Source organism: Streptococcus sp. 32226D021BW (assembly GCF_053545015.1).
Genome location: NZ_JBPPVC010000014.1, coordinates 1 through 22,803, shown reverse-complemented (window position 1 = coordinate 22,803; position 22,803 = coordinate 1). Strand labels below are relative to the sequence as shown.

Annotated in this window: 26 protein-coding genes and 1 riboswitch; all 26 genes read left to right on the top strand. The window is 42.6% G+C overall.

The window, feature by feature from the left end; genetic code table 11:
• Positions 1 to 282: an energy-coupling factor ABC transporter substrate-binding protein gene (locus ACEE44_RS08690; protein WP_024380914.1), complete on the top strand. Its 282-nt coding sequence runs from the start codon at positions 1 to 3 to the stop codon at positions 280 to 282.
• Complete coding sequence (gene cbiQ, locus ACEE44_RS08685; RefSeq protein ID WP_449171949.1) at positions 269 to 934, top strand: cobalt ECF transporter T component CbiQ; 666 nt, start codon at positions 269 to 271, stop codon at positions 932 to 934. The genes ACEE44_RS08690 and cbiQ overlap by 14 nt, the downstream gene beginning before the upstream one ends.
• A 9-nt stretch (positions 935 to 943) precedes the next feature.
• A complete protein-coding gene (locus ACEE44_RS08680; RefSeq protein WP_449171948.1) occupies positions 944 to 1,792 on the top strand; it encodes an energy-coupling factor ABC transporter ATP-binding protein in 849 nt (282 codons plus the stop codon).
• Positions 1,746 to 3,233: a cobyric acid synthase gene (locus ACEE44_RS08675; RefSeq protein ID WP_449171947.1), complete on the top strand. Its 1,488-nt coding sequence runs from the start codon at positions 1,746 to 1,748 to the stop codon at positions 3,231 to 3,233. The genes ACEE44_RS08680 and ACEE44_RS08675 overlap by 47 nt, the downstream gene beginning before the upstream one ends.
• A gap of 19 nt (positions 3,234 to 3,252) precedes the next feature.
• The gene (locus tag ACEE44_RS08670) at positions 3,253 to 3,837 is read left to right on the top strand and encodes a cob(I)yrinic acid a,c-diamide adenosyltransferase (RefSeq protein ID WP_449171946.1); all 585 of its coding nucleotides are present in this window, start codon (positions 3,253 to 3,255) and stop codon (positions 3,835 to 3,837) included.
• A 2-nt stretch (positions 3,838 to 3,839) separates the two neighbouring features.
• Positions 3,840 to 4,274, top strand: coding sequence for a precorrin-2 dehydrogenase/sirohydrochlorin ferrochelatase family protein (locus ACEE44_RS08665; RefSeq protein ID WP_449171945.1), 435 nt, complete (start codon positions 3,840 to 3,842; stop codon positions 4,272 to 4,274).
• A 15-nt stretch (positions 4,275 to 4,289) separates the two neighbouring features.
• Positions 4,290 to 5,549 (top strand): glutamyl-tRNA reductase, encoded by a 1,260-nt coding sequence (gene hemA, locus ACEE44_RS08660; protein WP_449171944.1) that lies wholly within the window; start codon positions 4,290 to 4,292, stop codon positions 5,547 to 5,549.
• The gene (gene hemC, locus ACEE44_RS08655) at positions 5,536 to 6,444 is read left to right on the top strand and encodes a hydroxymethylbilane synthase (RefSeq protein ID WP_449171943.1); all 909 of its coding nucleotides are present in this window, start codon (positions 5,536 to 5,538) and stop codon (positions 6,442 to 6,444) included. The genes hemA and hemC overlap by 14 nt, the downstream gene beginning before the upstream one ends.
• Positions 6,441 to 7,163, top strand: a complete 723-nt coding sequence (locus ACEE44_RS08650; protein ID WP_449171942.1) for a uroporphyrinogen-III synthase — start codon at positions 6,441 to 6,443, stop codon at positions 7,161 to 7,163. Before hemC ends, ACEE44_RS08650 begins: the two co-directional genes overlap by 4 nt.
• Entirely contained in the window at positions 7,150 to 8,124 is a 975-nt protein-coding gene (hemB, locus tag ACEE44_RS08645) for a porphobilinogen synthase (protein WP_449171941.1), read from the top strand. Before ACEE44_RS08650 ends, hemB begins: the two co-directional genes overlap by 14 nt.
• A 4-nt stretch (positions 8,125 to 8,128) precedes the next feature.
• Positions 8,129 to 9,415 carry a glutamate-1-semialdehyde 2,1-aminomutase gene (gene hemL / locus ACEE44_RS08640; protein ID WP_449171968.1) on the top strand — a complete coding sequence of 429 codons (1,287 nt, stop codon included), beginning with the start codon at positions 8,129 to 8,131 and terminating at the stop codon, positions 9,413 to 9,415.
• Positions 9,408 to 9,992 (top strand): bifunctional adenosylcobinamide kinase/adenosylcobinamide-phosphate guanylyltransferase, encoded by a 585-nt coding sequence (gene cobU, locus ACEE44_RS08635; protein ID WP_449171940.1) that lies wholly within the window; start codon positions 9,408 to 9,410, stop codon positions 9,990 to 9,992. Before hemL ends, cobU begins: the two co-directional genes overlap by 8 nt.
• Positions 9,989 to 10,711 carry an adenosylcobinamide-GDP ribazoletransferase gene (cobS, locus tag ACEE44_RS08630; RefSeq protein ID WP_449171939.1) on the top strand — a complete coding sequence of 241 codons (723 nt, stop codon included), beginning with the start codon at positions 9,989 to 9,991 and terminating at the stop codon, positions 10,709 to 10,711. The genes cobU and cobS overlap by 4 nt, the downstream gene beginning before the upstream one ends.
• Positions 10,708 to 11,313 carry a histidine phosphatase family protein gene (locus ACEE44_RS08625; RefSeq protein WP_449171938.1) on the top strand — a complete coding sequence of 202 codons (606 nt, stop codon included), beginning with the start codon at positions 10,708 to 10,710 and terminating at the stop codon, positions 11,311 to 11,313. Before cobS ends, ACEE44_RS08625 begins: the two co-directional genes overlap by 4 nt.
• Positions 11,294 to 12,397, top strand: coding sequence for an NADH-dependent flavin oxidoreductase (locus ACEE44_RS08620; RefSeq protein WP_449171937.1), 1,104 nt, complete (start codon positions 11,294 to 11,296; stop codon positions 12,395 to 12,397). The genes ACEE44_RS08625 and ACEE44_RS08620 overlap by 20 nt, the downstream gene beginning before the upstream one ends.
• Before the next feature lie 33 nt (positions 12,398 to 12,430).
• Positions 12,431 to 13,012: a flavin reductase family protein gene (locus tag ACEE44_RS08615; RefSeq protein WP_449171936.1), complete on the top strand. Its 582-nt coding sequence runs from the start codon at positions 12,431 to 12,433 to the stop codon at positions 13,010 to 13,012.
• A gap of 224 nt (positions 13,013 to 13,236) precedes the next feature.
• A riboswitch (adenosylcobalamin (AdoCbl) riboswitch) is annotated at positions 13,237 to 13,381 on the bottom strand.
• 313 nt (positions 13,382 to 13,694) lie between these two features.
• Complete coding sequence (locus ACEE44_RS08610) at positions 13,695 to 14,831, top strand: 1-propanol dehydrogenase PduQ (protein ID WP_449171935.1); 1,137 nt, start codon at positions 13,695 to 13,697, stop codon at positions 14,829 to 14,831.
• A gap of 86 nt (positions 14,832 to 14,917) precedes the next feature.
• Positions 14,918 to 15,262 carry an ethanolamine utilization microcompartment protein EutS gene (eutS, locus tag ACEE44_RS08605; protein ID WP_024380898.1) on the top strand — a complete coding sequence of 115 codons (345 nt, stop codon included), beginning with the start codon at positions 14,918 to 14,920 and terminating at the stop codon, positions 15,260 to 15,262.
• A 19-nt stretch (positions 15,263 to 15,281) separates the two neighbouring features.
• Complete coding sequence (locus tag ACEE44_RS08600) at positions 15,282 to 15,857, top strand: ANTAR domain-containing response regulator (protein WP_332411790.1); 576 nt, start codon at positions 15,282 to 15,284, stop codon at positions 15,855 to 15,857.
• A gap of 175 nt (positions 15,858 to 16,032) precedes the next feature.
• Positions 16,033 to 17,466 (top strand): ethanolamine ammonia-lyase reactivating factor EutA, encoded by a 1,434-nt coding sequence (gene eutA / locus ACEE44_RS08595; protein WP_449171934.1) that lies wholly within the window; start codon positions 16,033 to 16,035, stop codon positions 17,464 to 17,466.
• A gap of 30 nt (positions 17,467 to 17,496) precedes the next feature.
• Positions 17,497 to 18,870, top strand: a complete 1,374-nt coding sequence (locus tag ACEE44_RS08590) for an ethanolamine ammonia-lyase subunit EutB (protein WP_332411787.1) — start codon at positions 17,497 to 17,499, stop codon at positions 18,868 to 18,870.
• A gap of 12 nt (positions 18,871 to 18,882) precedes the next feature.
• Entirely contained in the window at positions 18,883 to 19,776 is an 894-nt protein-coding gene (gene eutC / locus ACEE44_RS08585) for an ethanolamine ammonia-lyase subunit EutC (RefSeq protein WP_449171933.1), read from the top strand.
• Positions 19,777 to 19,791: 15 nt separating this feature from the next.
• Entirely contained in the window at positions 19,792 to 20,445 is a 654-nt protein-coding gene (gene eutL / locus ACEE44_RS08580; RefSeq protein WP_024380893.1) for an ethanolamine utilization microcompartment protein EutL, read from the top strand.
• A gap of 12 nt (positions 20,446 to 20,457) precedes the next feature.
• Positions 20,458 to 21,102, top strand: coding sequence for a BMC domain-containing protein (locus tag ACEE44_RS08575; RefSeq protein WP_449171932.1), 645 nt, complete (start codon positions 20,458 to 20,460; stop codon positions 21,100 to 21,102).
• 6 nt (positions 21,103 to 21,108) lie between these two features.
• Positions 21,109 to 22,614 (top strand): acetaldehyde dehydrogenase (acetylating), encoded by a 1,506-nt coding sequence (locus ACEE44_RS08570; protein WP_332411783.1) that lies wholly within the window; start codon positions 21,109 to 21,111, stop codon positions 22,612 to 22,614.
• 25 nt (positions 22,615 to 22,639) lie between these two features.
• Positions 22,640 to 22,803, top strand: a 164-nt coding sequence (locus ACEE44_RS08565) for a BMC domain-containing protein (RefSeq protein ID WP_449171967.1), incomplete at its 3' end; no start/stop codon positions are given.

The following is a 22,803-nucleotide window of genomic DNA, read 5'->3' as shown; positions in this document are numbered from 1 at the left end:
ATGAAAAAGCAAAATATTCTTTTATTGTTGACTTGTGTTCTGATTGCTGTTGGTGCCTTTTTCTTAGCACCTAAAGACGCCGAGTTTGGGGGTTCGGATGGCGGTGCCGAAGTAGCCATTACAGAGGTTAATCCAGATTATGAACCATGGTTCGCTTCAATTTATGAACCAGCTAGTGGTGAAATTGAGAGCTTACTCTTCACGCTCCAAGGTAGCATCGGTGTTGGTATTATTACCTATGTATTGGGTTATCACAAGGGAAAGAAATATGTTAATCATTGATCAATACGCCTACCAGAATCGCTTGGTAGGGCTATCTCCCAAAGTAAAATTAGGGATTTACCTGTTCTTGCTAGGAATTTCTTTTACAGGAATTCCTAGCCTGCAATGGGCTATTATAGTGGGCTTATTCCCAGTGACTTGTTACCTAGCAAAGTTACATTGGAAAACATATGCAAAATGGCTATTGTTAACCCTGCCTTTTGTTTTTATCAGTTTAGTAACCATGGCCGTGAGTTTTCAAGAATCTCCATCAAAGGATCTTATTCTAGCCTTACCTTTGTGGAAGGGCTATGCAGTTATCACTCGTGCTAGTCTAGATCAAACCATTACTGTGTTTGTGAGAAGTTATGCTTGTTTGATGTCTACCTACTTTTTTGTTCTCACTGTACCATTTAGACAGTTGATTGACTTGCTAAGAAGTTTTCGTATTCCAAATGAATTATTAGAAGTTATTGTCTTTATGTATCGCTTTATCTTCATGTTTTTGGAAGAATTTCTTGTCATGCGAGATACACTTGATTTGAAATTTGGTTTTGGAACAGTCAAGCAGAGCTATCAAACTATGGGTTTGTTGGCTAGTCAATTATTTACTAGATTGATGAGAGCAAATCGACAGATCAATGATATGTTAGAATTTCGCTTTGATCCTTAGGAGGTTATCATGCTAAGTGTGGAGAATATCAGTTACACCTATAATCTAGACTTTGGAAAGGTCCTCGAAGATGTAACTATGGACTTTGATAAGGGGCAAATCGTCGGTGTTTTAGGAGCAAATGGCTCTGGTAAGTCTACTCTGATGAAAGTTATCATGGGCCTCTACCAACCACAAGATGGAAGGGTATATTACCAACAGAAATCGCTTGTCTATTCTAAAAAAGCTCTGTATGCCTATCGCCAAGAGGTTGGAATTGTTTTTCAAGACCCTGAACAACAGTTGTTTTACTCAGTGGTGGAAGATGATGTGGCCCTGGCCCTTCGTAATCTCTCCTATCCAGAGCCAGAAATAAAGGAGCGAGTGGATAAGGCGTTAAAAGATATGCATATCGAACATTTGCGAAATCGCCCTGTTCACTATTTGAGCTTTGGTCAGAAGAAAAAGGTGGCGATTGCAGGTGTTTTAGCCTTACAACCTAAGTATTTACTTCTGGATGAACCGACTGCAGGTTTAGATCCGCGTGGTCGGAATCACATGATGTTTCTGATGAAAAAATTGGCCAAGCAAGGAACCAAGATTATCTTGACCAGTCATGATATGGATTTGATGTATGATTGCTGCGACTACGTTTACCTACTTGATAAGGGGAAATTAGTCTTGGAAGGCGAAGTAAGCAGTGTCTTTTTAGAGAAGGAAGTCTTAGAGAAGGCACGCTTATCTTTACCTTGGCTAGTAAAATTACATCTAGTAATGGGGCTCCCATTGGCAGAAAATGAACAGGAATTTTTTGAAAGGTTAGGAAAAGACTATGGCAAAATCATTGATGATTCAAGGAACAGCTTCGGATGCCGGTAAGAGTATTATCGTAGCAGGGCTATGTCGTATTTTTAAGCAGGATGGCCTGCGGGTTGTCCCCTTCAAATCACAGAATATGGCCCTTAATTCTTATATCACCAAAACAGGTCAGGAAATGGGACGGGCACAGGTCTTTCAAGCAGAGGCTGCCCAGGTTGAACCAGATGTTCGGATGAACCCTCTTCTCCTCAAACCGACCTCAGACCGAAAATCTCAGGTTGTTTTCATGGGCCAGGTCCTAACGGATATGGATGCGGTCGAGTACCACGAATTTAAGCAGGAGCTACTTCCCAAGATCAAAGAAGTTTATGAGGAACTGAGTGCTGAAAATGATATAATATTGCTTGAGGGAGCAGGTAGCCCAGCTGAGATCAATTTGAACGACCGAGATATTGTTAATATGGGTATGGCTAGATTGGTTGATGCACCGGTTATCTTGGTAGCGGATATTGACAAGGGTGGTGTCTTTGCTTCAATTTATGGGACAATCATGCTCATGCCGGAGGAAGATCGCCAACGAATCAAGGGAGTAATTATCAATAAATTCCGAGGTGATGTTGCCCTGCTTCAGTCAGGAATCGACATGATTGAGGACTTGACTAAGGTTCCTGTTTTGGGTGTAGTACCTTATGCCCAGCTCAACATCGATAGTGAAGATAGTGTTGCCCTAGTTCAAAAAAGCCGGAAATATAATCCTCAAAAAGACTTGGATATTGCCGTTATCAATCTGAATAGGATGTCCAATTTTACAGATTTCAATAGTTTGGAAATGCAGCCTGACGTGTCTGTTCGCTATGTTGGACCTGCTGATGAGCTTGGTCGCCCAGATCTCGTGATTTTACCAGGAAGTAAAAATACTATTGAGGATATGGCTTATCTGGTAGAGTCGGGCTTGGATAAAGAAATTCATCGTTGTTTCCAAGAAGGAAGTGCTATTTTTGGCATCTGTGGTGGCTATCAGTTATTAGGCCAGCAACTCTCCGATCCTCTAGGGGTGGAGTCGAGCATCGAGGAAATGGCGGGGTTGGGCCTTTTGGAGACGACCACCGTTTTTCAGGCCAACAAATGCACCACTCAAGTCCAAGCTAAGCAGGGGGACTACTGCTTAGAAGGTTATGAAATCCATATGGGGGAAACCTATTTATCTGACGGTGTCCAAGCATTTTCAACCATTGTCCTCCAAAATGGAGAAGAGACGGAACGCCTGGACGGAGCTATTGGACATGGTGGGCAGGTTCAAGGGACCTATCTACATGGTATTTTTGACAATGTGGCATGGGCCCGTGACTACCTTAATCAACTGAGGAATCGAAAAGGCTTGCCAGTTTTTGACCAGCAAGTCGAAACTATCCAGACTATGAAGGATAAAGAATACGATAAATTAGCAACAATTTTGAGAGAGTCTCTGGACATGGCAGCTATCTATGACATCTTAGCTTGACCGTTAGGAAGGGAAATATATGCGGATTTATACAGGTTATGGAGATAGTGGGAAAACCCGCCTTTATGGTGGTGACCGAGTTTCCAAGACCCATGAGCGCGTGGAAGCCTACGGGACTATGGATGAACTGTGTTCCCTGCTTGGAAGAATTGTTGCGGAGATGAGGGAATACGCAGAACTAGACGACCTTCGATTGGAGTGCGAACAGATTCAACAGCAGCTCTTTGATTGTGGCAGTGACCTAGCTACACCAAGAGAATTGCGGCCCTATAAGCAGGAAGAAACTGCTGTGACTTGGTTGGAAGAACGTATGGATGCCTATATGCACCAGCCACCGCAGTTGGAAAAGTTCATCATACCAGGTGGACATTTGATTGCCAGTTCTCTCCACATGGCAAGAACACTTACCAGAAGGCTTGAACGCCGCATGGTAGCTTTAATAGAAATCGAAGAGAAGGTGAATCCAGTCGGTCTGGTCTATATCAACCGTTTATCAGACTACTTTTTTGTCCTTGCTCGCCTAGTCAATTTTAGACTAGGGGTAGCAGATACGGTCTATGAACGCAGCTCTAAGATTTTTCGAAGTCGGAAAAAGGAGGCATGAGCATGTACCCTGTTATGATTAACATAAAGGGAAAAAAGGTAGTTGTGGTAGGCGGAGGCAAGGTTGCTTCCAGAAAAATCAAGGGCTTGCTAGATGAGGGAGCCCTGGTCACAGTGATTAGCCCAGACCTGCATTCCAGTATTGATGTAAGACAAGTGACCTGGCTTGCTAGACCCTATCAAAAAGGAGATTTAGAGGGTGCAACATTAGCCTTCGCCTGTACCGACCAAGCCAGTGTCAATCTGCAAGTGATGGAGGATGCCAATCCTAGTCAGCTAGTCAATAATACAGGTGACAAGAATCATTCAGGTTTTTACAATGTAGCAATGGCCAAGGGAAAAGATTTTTCTGTCATGATTTCAACCAACGGGGTTTCAGCTGCTTATTCAAAGGCTATCCGCCAGAAAATTGAAGCACTGTTAGAAGAGTTAGAATGAAAAGGTTAGTACGTTATGGATCTATTATATGTTGGATTGACCCACCACAATACACCATTTAGTTTGCTGGAGAAGGCACATTTTTCCGATGATGAAGTAAATCAGGCCTTACAAGCATTGAATCAAGAGAAAAGTATTTTTGAAACGGTCATTGTATCGACCTGTAATCGAACAGAGTTGTATCTAGTGGTGGATCAGCTCCATACGGGACGCTATTATGCCAAACGATTTTTACTGAACTGGTTTCAGCTGGAAGCGAAAGAAGTAGAGCCCTGTCTAATTTTCAAAGAAGCCGATCAGGTCTTGGAACATCTACTGAGAGTGTCCATCGGACTGGAATCGAAGATTTTAGGAGAAACTCAAATTCTAGGTCAGTTGAAACGGGCCTTTGCCAGAGCTCAGACAGTTGGGACGACTGGAGTTATCTTAAATCAGGTCTTTAAGCAGGTCATGACCTTTGCCAAACGAATGCATGAAGAATACCGCATCAATGCTCGACCGATTTCCATAGGCTTAACAGCGGTGCAAATGCTAGAGCAGACGGATTTTGACTATTCTGGAAAAAGTGTAGCGGTTATCGGGCTGGGTGAAATCGGCCAACTGGTGACCAAATACTTGCTGAAAAAACCTTTTGAACAAATCCGCTTGGTCAATCGGACAGTTTCAAAGGCCCAGTATTTTCTACAGGACCAACGTGTGCAAGCTTTTAGCTGGGACCAGCTAGAAGCAGCGGTTGCGGATGCGGATGTTGTATTCTCGGCTGTAAAAGTAGGTGGCTACATTCTCTTTCCAACCATGCTAAAAGAAAGTGTTATCGCCTTTGACCTTTGTCTACCTAGGACGGTTCATCCCAGTGAACAGATGATCCTCTATACCATCGAGAATCTCAGCAATCAACTGGAAGTCTATCATGAAGAACGGAGAGAAATTGCCAATCAGATTGTTCTGGAAATAGAGGATGAGTTGGTCAAATACCAAGAGTGGCAAGCTCAGCTAGGAATTGTTCCGCTTATTCGTGAATTGAGGGAAAAAGCCTTGCAGATTCATGCAACATCTTTAGAAAGTATCAATCGAAAGATACCTGATTTGACTGAAAGGGAACAGAAACAAATTTCCAAACACATGAAGGGGATTGTCAATCAGTTGATTCGAGAGCCCATTTTACAACTCAAGGAAATGTCTATCGGAGAAAGGTCTGACTATGATATTGCCTTGGTCTGTAAACTTTTTGGCTTAAAAGCAGACAGATTAGGAGAAGATTATGACAATAATTAGAGTGGGAACTCGGCAAAGTCAGCTAGCACTGACTCAGACCAATATGGTTGTAGATGCCCTTAAGACCTTACACCCCGATGTTGCGTTTGAACTGGTTCCTTATAAGACGACAGGTGACAAGCTGGTCCATGTCAGTCTCCAGAAAATCGGTGGAAAAGGTGTTTTTGTTAAAGATATTGAGAAGGCACTGGTGGAAAAAGAGATTGATATTGCAGTCCATAGCTTGAAAGATGTACCTGGACTACTAGCTGAGGGATGTGTGATTGGTGCCAGTCCTGAGCGTGAGGATGTGCGTGACTGTATAATTTTCAAAGAAGCTGGTATGACCTTGGCTAGCTTGCCAGCTGGATCAGTAGTAGGAACTAGCAGTCTTCGCCGTCAAGTTCAGCTCGAGGCTGTTCGACCTGACCTGGTCTATAAGTCCCTGCGTGGAAATATCGATAGCCGTATCCAAAAGGTCCGAGACGGGCAGTATGATGCTATTGTTTTAGCAGTAGCTGGAATCAATCGGCTTGGCTGGACCAGCCAGGCTGACTTGGATATTGAATATTTGGACGAATCCATTTGTCTTCCTGCTATTGCCCAGGCAGCTCTGGGAATCGAATGCCGGGCGGATGACCAGCAAGTCTTGGATATCTTATCCGGCATAAACCATGTTGAGACTGCAAGCTGTGTCGGTATTGAGCGGGAATTTTTACGAGGAATGGGTGCCGATTGCACCTTTCCAATTGCTGCCTTGGCCAAGCAAGTTGGAGCCGACTATCAGTTAGAAGTCATGCTAGCAGACAGTGAGAAGATCTGCCACCGCATCAAACTCTCTGGTCCAGACGGCTTCCAGTTGGCCAAAGAGGCCGTGGAGAAACTCAATCAGCTAGGGGTTGAGCCAGCAAGATGACAGCGACGATTGTAGTAACAAGAGATGGTGCTATAGATGTGTACCTGCAAGCAGCTTTGGAAAATGCTGACTTTCAGCTAGTAATTGTTCCTCTGATAGCTTTTCAGGCCCATCCCCTACCTCAACAAGTCCAGCAGGAGTTGGAAAAGGCTGATTGGCTGTTCTGCACCAGTGCAACAGCTTTTGAGAGCTTTCTGCCTTATCTCCCCTCTGCCATACAGATTGCCAGTATTGGCGAGCAGACCAGTCGTTCCATCAGGGAAGCAGGACGGCAAGTGACTTTTGAGTCCACTAGTCAGTATGGAAAAGATTTTGTAGAGGAGTGGCTGGCCCTTGGCTTAGAAAGGCAAACGATCTTGCTGCCTCAGAGTCATTTGGCCAATCCTCGTATCGCAGAGCGTTTGAGGCAAGAAGGGCATTCTGTGCTGGCTTGGGAGATGTATGACACGGTTGCCCATCAGGCAGGTCAGGCTCAGCTGGCTACTTATCTGAATACGGATAGGGTTATCTGGACCTTTGCTAGTCCATCTGCCTGGCACAGTTTTACAGAGGTAGTAAAAGGTCTGCCTACCAGCCATAAGATTGCAGTCATTGGAAGGACAACAGCCCAGGCAGTGATGGACTCTGGTTATGAGGTAGACCTCATGCCTGACAGGCCTTCTATCACTGCCATGCTAGAAACTATAATGGATAAGGAGAAACGATATGGTATTTTTTAGACACAGACGTCTGAGAAGGACAGAAGGGATTCGCGATTTAGTCAGGGAAACCCAACTACTGACCACAGACTTGATTTATCCTATTTTTGTGAAAGAAGGTCTTGAAGACAAGCAGGAAGTAGCTTCCATGCCAGGAGTTTATCAATTCCCCTTGCATCAGTTAGTGGATGAAGTAGCAGAAGTAGAAAAATTAGGGCTAAAGAGTATCATTCTATTTGGTATTCCCAAGGAAAAAGATGAGATTGGTAGCCAAGCCTCTTGTGAAACAGGCATTGTTCAGGAAGCGATTGGCCTGATTAAGAAGCACTTCCCTCAACTTGTTGTGATTGCAGATACCTGCTTGTGTGAATTTACCAGTCATGGACATTGTGGTTTGTTAAAAGGTCAGGAGGTGGACAATGATGCTTCCTTGACACGCTTGGCAGAAGTGGCTATTAGTCAGGCTAGAGCTGGTGCGGATATCATTGCTCCCTCCAACGCCATGGACGGCTATGTTGAGGCTATTCGTCAGGGACTGGATCAGGCAGGTTTTGAAGATATTCCCATCATGTCCTATGCCATTAAGTTTTCCTCTAGCTTTTACGGACCGTTTCGCGATGCTGGTGAGAGTGCTCCAAAGTTCGGCAATCGGAAGACCTACCAAATGGATCCAGCCAATCGTTTAGAAGCCTTGAGAGAAGCCTTGAGCGATGAGAAAGAGGGGGCTGACTTCCTTATGGTCAAACCAGGTCTAGCCTTCTTGGATATACTGCGGGAATTACGGCAGGAAACAAAACTTCCCTTAGTTGCCTACAATGTCAGTGGAGAATACGCCATGATTAAAGCTGCAGCTCAAAATGGCTGGATTGATGAGAAGGCAGTTGTCCTTGAGACCTTGACAGGATTTAAGCGGGCAGGTGCAGACTTGATCATCACCTACTTTGCCAAAGACGTAGCCCGCTACTTAAAAGAGGAAGGATAAGATGATGCAGACTCAACAATCTAAGTTCGCATTCCAACAAGCCCAAGCCGTTTTTCCAGGCGGAGTCAATAGTCCAGTTCGAGCCTTTAAGGCCGTGGAGGGAAATCCAGTATTTATCGACAGGGCCAAGGGTGCCTATCTCTATGATGTGGATGGAAATCGCTATATTGACTATGTCCTGTCCTGGGGACCAATGATTCTAGGTCATGCAGAAGATAGAGTTATTGAAGCGGTCAAGTCAGCCGTGGAATGCGGTACCAGTTTTGGAGCTCCAAGTCCCTTGGAAACTCGTTTGGGCCAGCACCTGCAGGAGAGAATTCCCTATTTGGAACGGCTGAGAATGGTCAGTTCGGGGACGGAAGCTACCATGAGTGCTATTCGATTGGCACGTGGAGTAACCCAGAGGGATAAAATCGTTAAATTTGTCGGCTGTTACCATGGTCACAGTGATTCCTTCCTCGTTCAAGCAGGGTCTGGGGTTGCCACCTTTGGCTTGCCAAATTCCCCTGGCGTGACAGAAGCAACTGCTCAAGATACTATTACGTTACCTTATAATGATAAGGCTAGCCTTCAGGCCTGTTTTGAAGAAATGGGCTCAGAAATCGCCTGTGTCATTATCGAAGCTGTGGCGGGAAATATGGGGTTGATTCAGGCAGACAAGGCCTTTATTCAAGCCATTCGTGAGCTCACCAGTCAATACGGTGCCTTGTTTATTATCGATGAGGTGATGACAGGTTTTAGGGCTAGTTATGCTGGAGCTACGGGTTTGTATGGTGTGGAGCCAGACTTGTTGTGCTTTGGTAAGGTTGTTGGCGGAGGTTTCCCAATGGCACTCTTTGGAGGTAAGAAGAAGTACATGGACTATATCGCTCCAATGGGGGCGGTCTATCAGGCAGGTACCTTGTCAGGAAATCCCATCGCTATGACAGCTGGCTATGAGACTCTAGTTGCCTTAACACCAGAAATCTTCAAGGACATGGAAGAACGAACCAGTCAGCTTTGCCAAGGCTTGAAAGAACTGGCTGTCAGGTATCAGATTCCCTTACAGGTTGTACAAGTTGGCACCATGTTTGGATTTTTCTTTAACGAACGACCTGTTCGGAATTTTGAAGATTCCAAGGCTAGCGACCAGGAGGTTTTTGCTCGTGTCCATGCAGGTTTACTCAAACAGGGGATTTACCTAGCACCTTCCCAGTATGAATCAAATTTCATGTCCGCAGCTCATACCAAGGAAGATATTGACCAGACCTTGCAGGCCTTTGATACTGTTTTTGGAGAAATATATGGGTAAAATTGTCTTGGTAACTGGAGGAGCTCGAAGTGGTAAATCGCAGTTCACTGAAGAGCAAATCTGGGAGAAAGAACGTGTTTGTTATATAGCGACAGGAATGAGTTCAGGCACCGACAGTGAATGGCAGGAGCGAGTCCGACTTCACCAAGAACGCCGGCCAGCGTCCTGGACCACCCATGAACAGTTTGCGAATCTGGGATCCTGGTTGAAAGACCAAAACTACGATTATTACTTGCTGGACTGTGCCACCATGTTGACCACCAATCTCCTCTTTCAGCTGGTTGAAACCTATTTCCCTGAGAAAATAGCCATGGAGGATACCAACTTCCTAAGCAAGGAAGAACAGGCTTTTATCAGCCAACAAATCCATGCTCAATGGCAGGACATCCTACTTGCTCATAGGGCAACAGAGAGTCAGCTCTATATTGTTACCAACGAAATTGGACTGGGCATTGTTCCAGATACCAAGTTGGGACGGTATTTCCGCGATCTGCTTGGACAGGTAAATCAGTTTTTAGCGAAGGAGGCGAGTGAGGTTTATCTGGTGATTTGTGGCCTTGCTCAACGCTTAAAATGATAGATGCACTGATTATTTACACACAATTTTTTAGTCGGATTCCCCTCAACAAGGAAGTGGACATTGCCCATATCCAGAAAGGAGTTCCCTACCTGACCCTATTTGGCCTCTTGCTAGGTAGTATGACAGGCTTGTTTTATTACCTAGCTCAACTGGTATTACCAGGTATTGTTGCTTGGTGTCTTAGCTTTCTCTTTGATGTCTTACTGACAGGTGGGTTTCACTTAGATGGCTTGGCAGATACTGCAGATGGACTTTTTTCCTCACGAAAAAAGGAGAGAATGCTGGAAATCATGAAGGATAGTCGTATCGGTAGCAATGGTGTCCTGGCCTTGATTCTTTACTATGCTCTGATGCTGGTGGCCTATCCTTATCTTCCTGAGCCGACCTGGTTTATAGTGGCAGCCTTGGCGATGATTGGGAAGGCTGGACTAGCTCTGCAACTTTATCACATGCGCTATGCACGGGCTGAAGGTGGTACGGGCAATTTTTTCTCAGGCACGACAAGTGGTCAAATTTTCCTCTCTCAGCTCTTGCCACTAGCCAGCTTGGTTTATGTCTTTAGTTATAAAGGTTTGCTTGCCTACGGCCTTGTCTTGCTCGGTTCACAGGTCTATCGGCGGTTTGTCTACCAAAAAATTGACGGCCACACGGGTGATACTTTAGGAGCCTTTGTAGAAGTGGCTCAACTCCTATTTATTATTGGGTTAATCATATGAAAATCTACCTTATGCGTCACGGTGAAACCGATTTAAACAAGAAAAGATGTTTTTACGGCAACTTGGATGTTTCTATCAATCAAAGAGGCAGGGAGCAGGCTCAGATTTTACACACTCTGATGCACGATATTCCTGTTGACAAGGTCTATGTCAGCTCTTTAAGACGTAGTCAGGAAACAGCCCAACTTGTCTTTCCAGCTAGTAATCCAATTCCATTAAAAAAACTAGATGAAAAAGGTTTCGGATTGTGGGAAGGCTTGACTGCTGACCAGATTCAAGAACAATTTCCACTGGAATGGGAGGCCTGGTTAGCTGAACCATTTACCTACAAACCGCCAGAAGCGGAAGCTTTTGGGGAATTTCAAGACCGTGTTTGGAATGAAGTTGACAGATTGGTTAATGAACACCCAAGGCACTCACTGGCTCTTGTTGCTCACTTAGGTGTTTTAAGGCTGATTTACCAACGTTTAGTAGATCCATCGGCATTATTTTGGGATATTGATTTCCCACAAGGAACCGTGACTGTTGTTGAAAAAAAAGAAACATATTTTACTGCATATCTTTTAGGAAAAGAGGTTGTGGATGGTAAAAACAATTCATGATGCCGTACAAATTACGGATTATATTCACACTAGAAATCGAGTGGTACTGGCTCCCATGACCCTGAGTGTCTGTCAACCGGGAGGCTATGTATCACAAGATGATATTGACTTTTACACTCGTCGTGCTGGCCAAGTAGGCATGGTCATTACAGGTAGTGCCTATGTCCATGCACAAGGCCAGGCATTTAGGGATAGTTTCAGCGTCGCAGAAGATGATAAGATTGACGGCTTGGCCCGCTTGGCTCAAGCTATCAAAGACCAAGGAGCTTTGGCGGTCTTGCAAATTTATCATGGAGGCCGCATGGTTCCTCCAGTTCTAATTGAAGGAAAACCAGTAGCCCCTAGTGCTGTTATTGGCTCGCACGGCAATGTTGTGGAGCCACGTTCTCTGAAGAATCTGGAAGTAGATGAGATATTACAAGCCTTCCTTGATGCAACTAGGAGGGCCATAAAAGCAGGTTTCGATGGGGTAGAGTTACATGGGGCCAATACTTATTTAATCCAGCAATTCCTTTCTCCCCATTCCAATCGACGGCAAGATAAGTGGGGAGGCAGTCTGAATAACCGTATGCGGTTTGCCAAGACCTTAGTTAAGCAGGTGAAAAAACTAGTCAAAGAAGAGGCAGATAGACCATTTTTGGTTGGTTATCGTTTCTCCCCAGAAGAGATTGAAGATCCAGGGATTGAATTATGGGATAGTTTACAGCTGATAGAGCAGCTAATTGCAATGGGGGTAGATTATCTTCATCTCTCCTTAAGTCATGTTTTCCGACCTTCTCTTCGCAATCCTAAGGCAGCGGAGCCTATTATTTACTCGGTCATAAAAAAAATCAATGGGCGAGTTCCATTGATTGCAGTTGGCGGTATTCAGACCTGTCAAGATGTGGAAAGGATTCTCGCAGAAGATATACCGCTCTTCTCTGTAGGTAAAGCCATGCTCCTAGATCCAGACTGGCCTATCAAAATTTCTCAAGGACGAGAACAAGAAGTCATAACCCGCTATCGAGATGATTTGCAGGAACAATTGAAACTCCCGACAGCATTTGTCAATTCCCTACGAGACTATTTGGAAGGGAATCAATAATTTCAAGAAATAAGTAGCATAGAGGAGAAAAAGGTGAAAAAAACATTTGAAACACGCAAGCTATATTTTGGCTTTCCAGTATTCTTTCTGGGATATAAAGATGATGTTCATGGATACAATATAACAACCTCAAGTTCTGCTTATTCTTTGGGCAGTATGATGGTTATTGGCATGAGAACAAAGGGAAATGCTGTGACGGAAATCAGTAAACACGGACACTTTACCGTCAATATTCCAAGAGAAAACTTGATTGAAGAAGTGGAAATTGCTGGTTTTAATAGCCGAAAAGATAAATTTTCTTTGACAGGCTTGACCTACACAATTGGTGAAACGGTCGATGCTCCCTTGGTCAATGAATGCCCCATTTCAATCGAATGCCAAGTCGTTGAACTGGTAGAGTGTGGCAAGCTGACCAATATCATTGGAAAAGTAACACGCAGAGTGGTAGAAGAAGACCTCCTCGATGAGCATGGTGATTTTATGGGCCATGAGTTTTCACCTATCAGCTATATCGGTGATGGTTCAGGTCGTCACTATCGCTACTATAGTGAAGATTCCTTAAGGATGGGTAGTTTGATCAAAAAACGAAGAGAAGCAGAAGCAAAGTTGGATTAGAACAAGAAAAAACCACCTTTGAAAAATCAAGGGTGGTTTGTAGTTTATGTTAAGAAAGCATTTATACATCCTTGTATAGTCTGTTAAGCATCATTGATTAACTGTGGCTTTCCCGATTATCGGCCCTGCTCCATTGCAGTAAGGTAGTTTTTCTACCTTTAGAAAATGAAAGGTACTTCACGTAGAGCCAATAATGGAATATACCGCAGTTAATGCGCTCTCCAAACTGACAACACACCTTACATCGAGGCGTGACATCTACTAAAATTTGAAACCAAAGACCTGACTTAAAGCAAAGCTTATCACAGTGGCGGGACCGCGTTGGATTTACACCAAACTTCCATGCTTTCAAAAGTACTAAAATCAATTCCTAGCATCATTATTATAACTGATATCTGCTAGTTTGACAACTAATTTGTATCAGAATCTTGGACACAATTTGACAACACTTGAAATTTATTTATTGAGTAGGGTCTTAGTAAAAAAGTTAATAAAATATCAAGAAAAATCATTATTTCTATTGATATGTTAATGGCTTTATGTTATAATTTTTTCGTGGTACAAAGGCGTACTTATCAATAAGCAATGTAGCTATATGAAATGACTATGACTTAATGGAGAGTTCTAGTCTTGTTTTCATATGGCTTATTTTTATGGAAAAGTTACATAGAAAGGAGAAGAAATGTACAAGATTTTCTATAAAACAGAATTGTGCATAGGTGAGGGTGCTCTAGAACAGCTAAGAAGTTATAAGAATGAGCACATCTTAGTTGTTGCAGATCCCTTCCTAAAACAAACTGGTCAGTTGGACAGTGTATTAAGTTATCTGGATTCAAGCAATCAGAGTCATGTTTTTGATGATATTGTACCAGATCCACCGATTGAAACCATTATTGCTGGGATTCAGTCTGTGGGAGGTCAAAAAATCAGTATCATCCTTGCGATTGGCGGTGGTTCGGCTCTTGATGCAGCTAAGGCTATTTACTATTTCGGTAAAAAAATGGCTGTGTTTACAGATGTGACTTTAATTGCTATCCCAACAACCAGCGGTACTGGTTCGGAAGTGACGGAATTTGCCGTCATTACTGACAGGCAAAAAGAAATCAAGTATCCCTTGGTTTCTAGGGAAATATTACCAGATGTAGCTATTTTAGATTCCTGTCTAGTATCATCTCTACCAGGAAACATTACAGCAGATACGGGGATGGATGTCCTGACCCACGCTATTGAAGCCTATGTTTCAACCAAGGCAACTGATTTTTCAGATGCTCTAGCAGAAAAAGCCATTAAATTAGTTTTCCAATACCTACCTCAAGCCTACCAAAATGGAAACGATTCAGTGGCACGTGAGAAAATGCATGTTGCGTCAACTCTGGCAGGAATGGCCTTTAATACAGCTTCCTTAGGACTGAATCATGGTTTAGCCCATGCGACAGGTGCAAAATTTCATATCCCTCATGGCCGAGTAAATAGCATTCTAATGCCATATGTCATTCAGTATAATGCCAATATTAGTGCTCGTGGACTAGGTGACGATGATAGAGCAACAGCTATCCGATACCAAGAAATTGCAAAACTAATTGGTTGCAGTGCTACAAGTCCTGTTTTAGGTGTACGACAGCTGATTGACGCTGTGAAAAAATTGCAACGGAAGCTTGATTTACCGATGACCTTGAGAGAATATGGAGTGACTATTAGTGACTTCAATCAATACAAGAAAGAAATCGCTGCAGCATCTATAGTTGACAAGTGTACAGCGACAAATCCACGACAACCGAGCACGGAAGAAGCTTTGGCAGTTTTGGAAAATGCTTTCTAGAATTATGTTGATAATTACCCTACTTCGTGTTATAATATACTAACTAGGACGTTATCGGAACTTCTACTTGAAAGAAGGTGGACGAACTGGAAGAAAAACAGAGAATGATACAAGAGTATGTTCCGGGGAAGCAGATAACCTTGGCCCATCTCATTGCGAATCCTGATGAAGTCATCTATGAAAAACTAGGATTGCTAGTCGATAAAAAAGGAGCCATTGGCATACTGACAATTACTCCGAGCGAAGCTTCCATCATTGCAGTAGATCTTGCGACCAAAGCAGCGGATGTACAGATAGGTTTTGTCGATCGATTTAGTGGCTCTGTTGTTATGACAGGAGATGTTTCTTCTGTGGAGGCAGCCCTAGTAGCTGTGTTACAAGGCTTGGAGGAGATTCTTCATTTTTCAAGTACAGTTGTAACACGGACATAAGTTGTCAGAAGAGGTAGGTATGAAAGGTAGAATACTAATAGCAGACAATGATCCAATGGTTAGACGTGATGTCAGACAAATATTGGAAAAGGCTGATTTTGAAGTTGTTGCAGAGGCTAGCGACGGTTTCGAGGCAATTGAATTAAGTCAAAAATACCGATCGGATTTAGTTGTGATGGCTATCCAACTGCCTCTTTTGGATGGATTAACAGCCTGTAAAAAAATATTGGATGATAATCTGGCCTATAGTGTTCTCTTGTTAACTACCCAAAGTGATGAACAGTATATCGAGAAAGCCAAAAGATATGGTGTTAGTGGTTATTTAGTAAAACCTCTTGATGCTAAATCATTGATTCCTATGGTTGAAGTATGTATTGCAAAAGGCAGACAATTTCAGCACTTGACCAATGAAATGGCTAAATTGACGAAGAAAATCAATGACCGTATCATCATTGAAAAAGCAAAAGGCTTATTGATGTCCCGTGATCATCTATCAGAATCAGCAGCCTTTAAGCATATTCGAACCATCAGTATGCAAAAGCGAGTTCCTATGGTGGAAATTGCTAAATTGTTGGTTATGCATGATGATTTTTAATAATAGATATACAATACAGTGAACCAAGTCCTGTGATAGTAAGCAGTGTTACAGGATGCTAATCGAATAGAAGAGGCTGACAATGATGTAAGCCTAAAAGCAATGACGCTTGAAGAGTGATAATAGACGAGTTCTATTAGCATTTCTTTAAGTGTCTTTTTTTGGAGGTAAGGTGATGTCCGATAAGATTTTAAGTGTTGGCATTGATATTGGTACTGCTACGACCCAACTGGTGTTATCTGAATTGACTGTGGAGAATATTGCCTCCGTTTTCACTATTCCACGTGTCTATATAACAGATAAGAAGGTTCTATATAGGAGTGAAATTATCTTTACTCCCATCTTTGAAAATCTTTTGATAGATGTTGAGTCTATAAAAGAATTTGTCCGCTTGGAATACCAAAAAGCAGGTATTTCTAAAGATATGATTCAGATGGGAGCTGTCATCATAACGGGTGAAACAGCTAGAAAGGATAATGCTAGTCAAGTCTTAGAGGCTTTGAGTGGCTATGCTGGTGATTTTGTTGTTGCTACTGCCGGTCCAGACTTAGAGAGTATTATCTCTGGTAAGGGAGCTGGTAGCTATCAGTACTCTCAGGAACATCACACTTCTGTAGCAAATATTGATATTGGTGGTGGAACATCCAATATCTCTGTTTACCGAGAGGGTGATTTGATTGATACAGCGTGCTTTGATATTGGTGGCAGGCTTGTGAAAATTGAACCTAATAGTCACACAATTACCTATATTGCTCCAAAACTCCAAGAAATTATTAGCCAAGAAAAATTACAATTGGCAGTAGGTGCTCAACTTAATGGTCCAGATTTAGAACGCTTAATAGGTATTTTAGTATCTGTACTGGAGCAAAGTATGGGTCTAGATACAAATAGTCCATACTATGAGTTACTCCAGACCAATCATGGTTTGAAACTAGATTATCCTGTCAAGTGTGTTTCGTTCTCAGGGGGAGTAGCTGATGCAATTTTCCAAGCGGATCCTTCTGTTAGTGATTTTCACTATGGTGATATAGGGATACTACTTGGAAAAGCGCTAGCACAATCGAAAATATTTTCAGACAAGAAGGTAATTGAGTCAGTTGAAACCATTCGGGCTACAGTAGTTGGTGCTGGAAGCCATACGACAGAGGTAAGTGGTAGTACGATTACATATATTTCAAAAATTTTGCCAATCAAGAATATCCCAGTTTTAAAATTATCTAGTCAAGATGAGATGGGGTCGCAGCAAAAGCTGGCAGAAGCCATTAAGGAAAAAAGCCGATGGTTCATGCTTGAAAATGAAGTTCAGGAATTAGCGCTGGCCTTAGATGGTATCAAAAGCCCAAGTTTTGTCAGGGTACAAGAATATGCTCAGGCTATTCTGGAAGGGATGAAAGATAGTATTGAACGAGGAATTCCTTTGTTGGTTGTTGTCAAGGAAGACATGGCAAAGGTACTTGGTCAAAGCTTGTTTGCATTGTTGCCTAAAGATTATCCCTTTGTTTGTATCGATTCTGTTGATGTGCAAAATGGAGATTACATTGATATTGGCAATCCGTTAATTGAAGGGTCGGTTTTACCAGTCGTTGTAAAAACCCTCGTATTCAGTTAAGTAGTCAATATCAAAAGGAGGATAAATTTAATGATATTAAAAACGAAGTTATTTGGTCGAGTCTATGAATTCCATTCTGTTAAAGAAGTCTTGGCCAAGGCTAATGAATTCAAATCAGGAGATCATTTGGCTGGCGTTGCTGCAGAGTCTGCAGAAGAACGTGTAGCAGCTAAGGTTGTTTTGGCTCAGCTCAAACTTTCTGATTTGTTTAATAACCCAGTTGTCCCTTATGAAGAGGATGAAGTGACGCGCATTATCATTGACGATGTTAATCTTCGAACCTATGAAAAAATCAAAAACTGGACGGTTGAAGAACTGCGTGAGTGGATTCTTGATAATAAAACAACAAATATTGATATTCAATGGTTGTCACGTGGTTTAACTTCAGAAATGGTTGCAGCTGTTGCTAAGCTCATGACAAACTTAGACTTGATTGTAGCAGCGCAAAAGATTGTCATTACTAAGACTGCAAATACTACCATTGGTGTTCCAGGTACCTTCTCATCTCGCTTGCAGCCTAACCACACGACGGATGATCCTGATGGAATCATGGCTTCAACAATGGAAGGCTTTGCTTATGGCTGTGGAGATGCCTTGCTTGGTTTGAACCCAGTTGATGATTCGGTAGAAAGTACCAAACGGATTTTGCATAAATTCAATGATTTTATTGAAGAGTATAAAATCCCAACTCAGCATTGCGTGCTGGCCCATGTTACAACACAGATTGAAGCCATGAATCAGGGGGCTCCAACTGGATTGGTCTTCCAGTCAATTGCAGGTTCTGAGAAAGGAAATACAGCCTTTGGTTTTGATGCTAAAATCATTCAAGAAGCTCGTGACACAGCCTTGAAAGTAGGTACGGCAGCAGGTCCAAACGTTATGTACTTTGAAACAGGTCAGGGATCAGAATTGTCCTCAGATGCCCATCATGGAGCTGACCAAGTAACTATGGAAGCACGTTGTTATGGTTTTGCCAAACGTTTTGATCCATTCCTTGTTAATACTGTAGTTGGTTTCATTGGTCCAGAGTACCTCTACGATTCCAAACAAGTTATTCGTGCAGGTTTGGAAGACCACTTCATGGGTAAATTGACAGGTATTTCAATGGGTTGTGATATCTGTTACACCAACCATATGAAAGCCGATCAAAACGATGCTGAAAACCTACTTGTTCTCCTTGGTGCAGCAGGTGTCAACTATATCATGGCTATTCCACATGGTGATGATATCATGTTGAACTACCAAACAACTGGTTATCATGAAACCGCTACCATGCGTGATTTGTTAGGCAAGCGACCAATCAAGGAATTTGAAATTTGGATGGAAAATATGGGCTTAATGAAAGATGGTCATCTGACTGAAATTGGTGGTGATGGCTCAGTCTTTATGAAGTCAAAACTATAGGAGGAAGTTACTGTGAATGAACTAGAATTAAAAGAAATGATTCGTTCCATTTTGAGTGAAATAACTGAAACTCCAGTTGTACCAGAAAAAATGGACACGCCTTCCTCTTCAAATCTACCAAAGCAAGAAGATAGCCAAATTGAAGATGGAATCATTCCTGATATTACCGAGGTGGATATTCAGAAACAATTCCTTATTCCAAACGCAATCAATGAAGAGGCTTATCGCAAGATTAAACAATTCACGCCAGCTCGTTTAGGTTTGTGGAGAGCAGGAAATCGCTATAAAACACAAACAATTCTGCGCTTTAGAGCAGACCATGCTGCAGCTCAAGACGCAGTATTCTCCTATGTCTCAGAAGATTTTGTCAAAGAGATGGGCTTTATTCCTGTCCATACCAAGGCTTCTTCTAAGGATGAGTACCTAACTCGACCTGATTTGGGAAGAATTTTCCCAGAAGATCAGCAGGAAATTATCAAAAACAGCTGTAAGAAAAATGCCAAAGTTCAAATCGTTGTTGGAGATGGATTGAGCTCATCAGCCATTGAAGCAAACGTAAGAGATTTCCTTCCAGCTTTGAAGCAAGGTTTGAAAATGTTTGGTCTAGAATTTGATGAAGTACTCTTTATCAAACACTCTCGTGTTGGAGCTATGGATCACATTGCAGAATTGACAGGTGCAGAAGTTGTTTGTATCTTGATTGGCGAACGTCCAGGATTGGTAACAGCAGAATCGATGAGTGCATACTTGGCCTATAGACCAACGATGGGTATGCCCGAATCACGTCGGACTGTTGTATCCAATATTCACAAAGGTGGAACTCCTGCGGTAGAGGCAGGGGCATATGTTGCGGAAATCATTAAAAAGATTTTGGACAATAAAAAATCAGGTGTTGATTTGAAATAAAAAGGAGGTCCTATTGTGATAAACGAACGTTTGGGAGCATCTGTTCTTAGTGCTCTACTTATTTCCAATGTTGATGCCAGTCTGGCTGCTTCTTTGGAGTTAAAACCTCATCATCGAAGTTTGGGAATTATTACTTCAGATTGTGATGACGTAACCTATGTTGCACTGGATGAAGCAACCAAGTCTGCAGATGTTGAAGTGGTTTACGCTAGAAGTATGTACGCGGGTGCTGGGAATGCATCAACTAAATTGGCTGGTGAAGTCATTGGTATCTTAGCAGGTCCAACTCCGGAAGAAGTTCGGAGTGGCTTGGATGTTGCCATTTATGAAATTGAAAATGGCGCAAGCTTCTATAGCGCTAATGATGACAATACTATCCCATATTTTGCTCATTGTGTTTCCCGTGCGGGTTCTTATCTTTCACAAGGTGCAAATGCAGATGAAGGAACCGCCATTGCCTACTTGATTGCACCACCAGCAGAAGCCATGGTTGGTCTTGATGCAGCTTTGAAAGCTTCCGATGTGACCATTGGTGCCTTCTATGGTCCGCCAAGCGAAACAAACTTTGCTGGAGGTCTATTGGTGGGTTCTCAATCAGCTTGTAGGGCTGCCTGTGATGCCTTTGCAAGAACAGTTATCTCTATTGCAAGCAATCCTAAGAATTATTAAAAGGGGGATTAGATGGCTAAAAGAGCACTAGGACTAATTGAAGTAAGAGGGTATCTAGGTGCTGTTGTAGCTGCCGATATAGCTGTAAAAGCAGCCAATGTCTCCATTATCAATATTGAGAAAATCAAATCTGGTTTGAATACCGTACATATCACAGGAGATGTTGGCGCTGTAAAAGCAGCAGTAGCTGCTGCAGTCGCAGAACTCGAAAATAAATCTTTTTATCGTGGTAGCCATGTCATTGCTAGCATGGATGAGCAAACTGAAAAGCTGATTAGGGCTGAGAAGAAACTCAAAAAAGAAGAGCCTCTTCCAGTCGAAGAGCAAGCTGTGCCTCTCGCACAATCGAAGGAAGAGGTTGCTGTTTCTGCAAATCTTGTAGCTAGCCCTGAGCCATCAGAAAGGACAGAGCTAGTTAATGAAGAAGCTACTGAAACTACGGAAGTAGCGGAAATACCTACAAGCATAGAAGAGGAAGCGGTTGAAACACCTTCTGTTCCTAAGTTTTCACAAACAGAGCTGGAAAAATTAAAAGTTGTCAAACTCAGAAGTATAGCCTACCGTGAAAAAGATATTCAATTAAGCAAAAAAGAAATAAAATTTGCTAACAAGCGTCAGCTTGTCCAAGCCTTGATGGAACTCTCTAGAAAGGAGTAATACTGAATGTACTTAGAAGATAAGGATTTAGTATCAATACAGGAAGTTCGCAACCTTGTTCGCCAAGCAAAAATTGCTCAACGTGAACTAGCGCAGATGTCCCAAGAACAGATTGATACGATTGTCAAAGTCGTCGCAAAAGCCTGTTATGACGAGCGTGAGCGACTGGCTAAGATGGCTGTTGAAGAAACTGGATTTGGTCGCTGGCAGGATAAAGTTATCAAAAATACAGTGGCTTCAAAGGTGCTTCTGGAGCATATCAAGAATATGAAGACTGTAGGTATCTTGCGCGAAGATACAGAGAAAAAGATTATCGAAGTTGGTGTACCAGTTGGTGTGATTGCTGGTCTGATTCCTTCGACAAACCCGACCTCTACTGTCATGTATAAAGCCCTCATCTCCTTGAAGGCTGGAAACAGTATTGTATTTTCTCCACACCCAAGCGCCTTGAAGTGTATTGTTGAAACTGTTGAGATTATTAAACGCGCTGCTAAAACAGCTGGCTGTCCAGATGGAGCTATCAGTGTTATCCAAAAAACTTCCATTGCGGCAACTAATGAGCTCATGCGCCACAAAGATACAAATCTTATTTTGGCAACGGGTGGTACAGCCATGGTTAAGGCTGCCTATTCATCCGGAACACCAGCGATTGGCGTAGGACCAGGTAACGGTCCAGCCTTTATCGAACGCAGTGCAGATGTCCCAACTGCGGTACGTCATATAATTGAATCTAAAACCTTTGATAATGGTGTGATTTGTGCCTCTGAGCAATCTGTCATTGTTGAAGAGGACATGAAAGACATTGTTATCGCAGAATTTAAAAAGCAAGGTGCTTACTTCTTACCACCTGCTGATGCTAAAAAATTGGGAGAGTTTATCATCCTTCCAAGCGGTGCAATGAATCCGAAAATGGTTGGTAAGACACCACAAATTGTTGCTGAGCGAGCAGGTATCTCTGTACCAGCAGACGCAAGAGTCTTGATTGCAGAAGAGTGTAGAGTTGGAAAAGATGCACCATATTCTATGGAAAAATTGGCTCCAATTCTTGGTTTCTATACGGTAAAAACATGGGAAGAAGCCTGTGATTTAAGTATTAAAATTCTGCATCATGAAGGGGTTGGACATACCTTATCCATCCACTCTAAGAATGATGACATTATCCGTCAGTTCGCTTTGAAAAAACCAGTATCACGCTTGCTTGTGAATACGCCAGCGGCGCTTGGAGGTGTCGGAGGTACAACAGGTCTTTTCCCAGCCTTTACATTAGGTTGTGGTGCAGTTGGAGGCAGTGCTACATCTGATAACGTGAGCCCACACAACCTTTATAATATCCGTCGTGTTGCTTACGGAACATCTGAATACACAGATTTCTTAAAAGCTGAAAATCTAATGGATAGTTATAGAGGGACAACAACTGATACAAATATAAGCTCAGGTCCAACTTCAAGTACCAACGAAGATGAGCTTGTTGAATTACTTGTAAAACAAGTATTAGCTAAATTAAGTCATTAAAAAATAATTTTTGGAGGTCATAACAATGGCAAGTGCAAACGCATTAGGAATGGTAGAAACACGCGGCTTGGTTGGCGCAATCGAGGCAGCAGATGCAATGGTCAAAGCAGCCAACGTTACCCTTGTAGGTAAAGAACAAGTTGGTGGTGGTTTGGTGACTGTCTTGGTTCGCGGAGATGTTGGTGCAGT

Bases quoted from the DNA above. Each gene is read 5' to 3' on its own strand.
- hemB (WP_449171941.1), top strand. From the start codon at position 7,150: ATGGTATTTTTTAGACACAGACGTCTGAGAAGGACAGAAGGGATTCGC.
- ACEE44_RS08690 (WP_024380914.1), top strand. From the start codon at position 1: ATGAAAAAGCAAAATATTCTTTTATTGTTGACTTGTGTTCTGATTGCT.
- ACEE44_RS08680 (WP_449171948.1), top strand. From the start codon at position 944: ATGCTAAGTGTGGAGAATATCAGTTACACCTATAATCTAGACTTTGGA.
- ACEE44_RS08665 (WP_449171945.1), top strand. From the start codon at position 3,840: ATGTACCCTGTTATGATTAACATAAAGGGAAAAAAGGTAGTTGTGGTA.
- ACEE44_RS08610 (WP_449171935.1), top strand. From the start codon at position 13,695: ATGTACAAGATTTTCTATAAAACAGAATTGTGCATAGGTGAGGGTGCT.
- ACEE44_RS08590 (WP_332411787.1), top strand. From the start codon at position 17,497: ATGATATTAAAAACGAAGTTATTTGGTCGAGTCTATGAATTCCATTCT.
- ACEE44_RS08675 (WP_449171947.1), top strand. From the start codon at position 1,746: ATGGCAAAATCATTGATGATTCAAGGAACAGCTTCGGATGCCGGTAAG.
- ACEE44_RS08600 (WP_332411790.1), top strand. From the start codon at position 15,282: ATGAAAGGTAGAATACTAATAGCAGACAATGATCCAATGGTTAGACGT.
- ACEE44_RS08620 (WP_449171937.1), top strand. From the start codon at position 11,294: ATGGTAAAAACAATTCATGATGCCGTACAAATTACGGATTATATTCAC.
- cbiQ (WP_449171949.1), top strand. From the start codon at position 269: ATGTTAATCATTGATCAATACGCCTACCAGAATCGCTTGGTAGGGCTA.
- ACEE44_RS08575 (WP_449171932.1), top strand. From the start codon at position 20,458: ATGGCTAAAAGAGCACTAGGACTAATTGAAGTAAGAGGGTATCTAGGT.
- hemL (WP_449171968.1), top strand. From the start codon at position 8,129: ATGCAGACTCAACAATCTAAGTTCGCATTCCAACAAGCCCAAGCCGTT.
- ACEE44_RS08650 (WP_449171942.1), top strand. From the start codon at position 6,441: ATGACAGCGACGATTGTAGTAACAAGAGATGGTGCTATAGATGTGTAC.
- cobU (WP_449171940.1), top strand. From the start codon at position 9,408: ATGGGTAAAATTGTCTTGGTAACTGGAGGAGCTCGAAGTGGTAAATCG.
- hemA (WP_449171944.1), top strand. From the start codon at position 4,290: ATGGATCTATTATATGTTGGATTGACCCACCACAATACACCATTTAGT.
- ACEE44_RS08625 (WP_449171938.1), top strand. From the start codon at position 10,708: ATGAAAATCTACCTTATGCGTCACGGTGAAACCGATTTAAACAAGAAA.
- hemC (WP_449171943.1), top strand. From the start codon at position 5,536: ATGACAATAATTAGAGTGGGAACTCGGCAAAGTCAGCTAGCACTGACT.
- ACEE44_RS08670 (WP_449171946.1), top strand. From the start codon at position 3,253: ATGCGGATTTATACAGGTTATGGAGATAGTGGGAAAACCCGCCTTTAT.
- ACEE44_RS08570 (WP_332411783.1), top strand. From the start codon at position 21,109: ATGTACTTAGAAGATAAGGATTTAGTATCAATACAGGAAGTTCGCAAC.
- eutA (WP_449171934.1), top strand. From the start codon at position 16,033: ATGTCCGATAAGATTTTAAGTGTTGGCATTGATATTGGTACTGCTACG.
- cobS (WP_449171939.1), top strand. From the start codon at position 9,989: ATGATAGATGCACTGATTATTTACACACAATTTTTTAGTCGGATTCCC.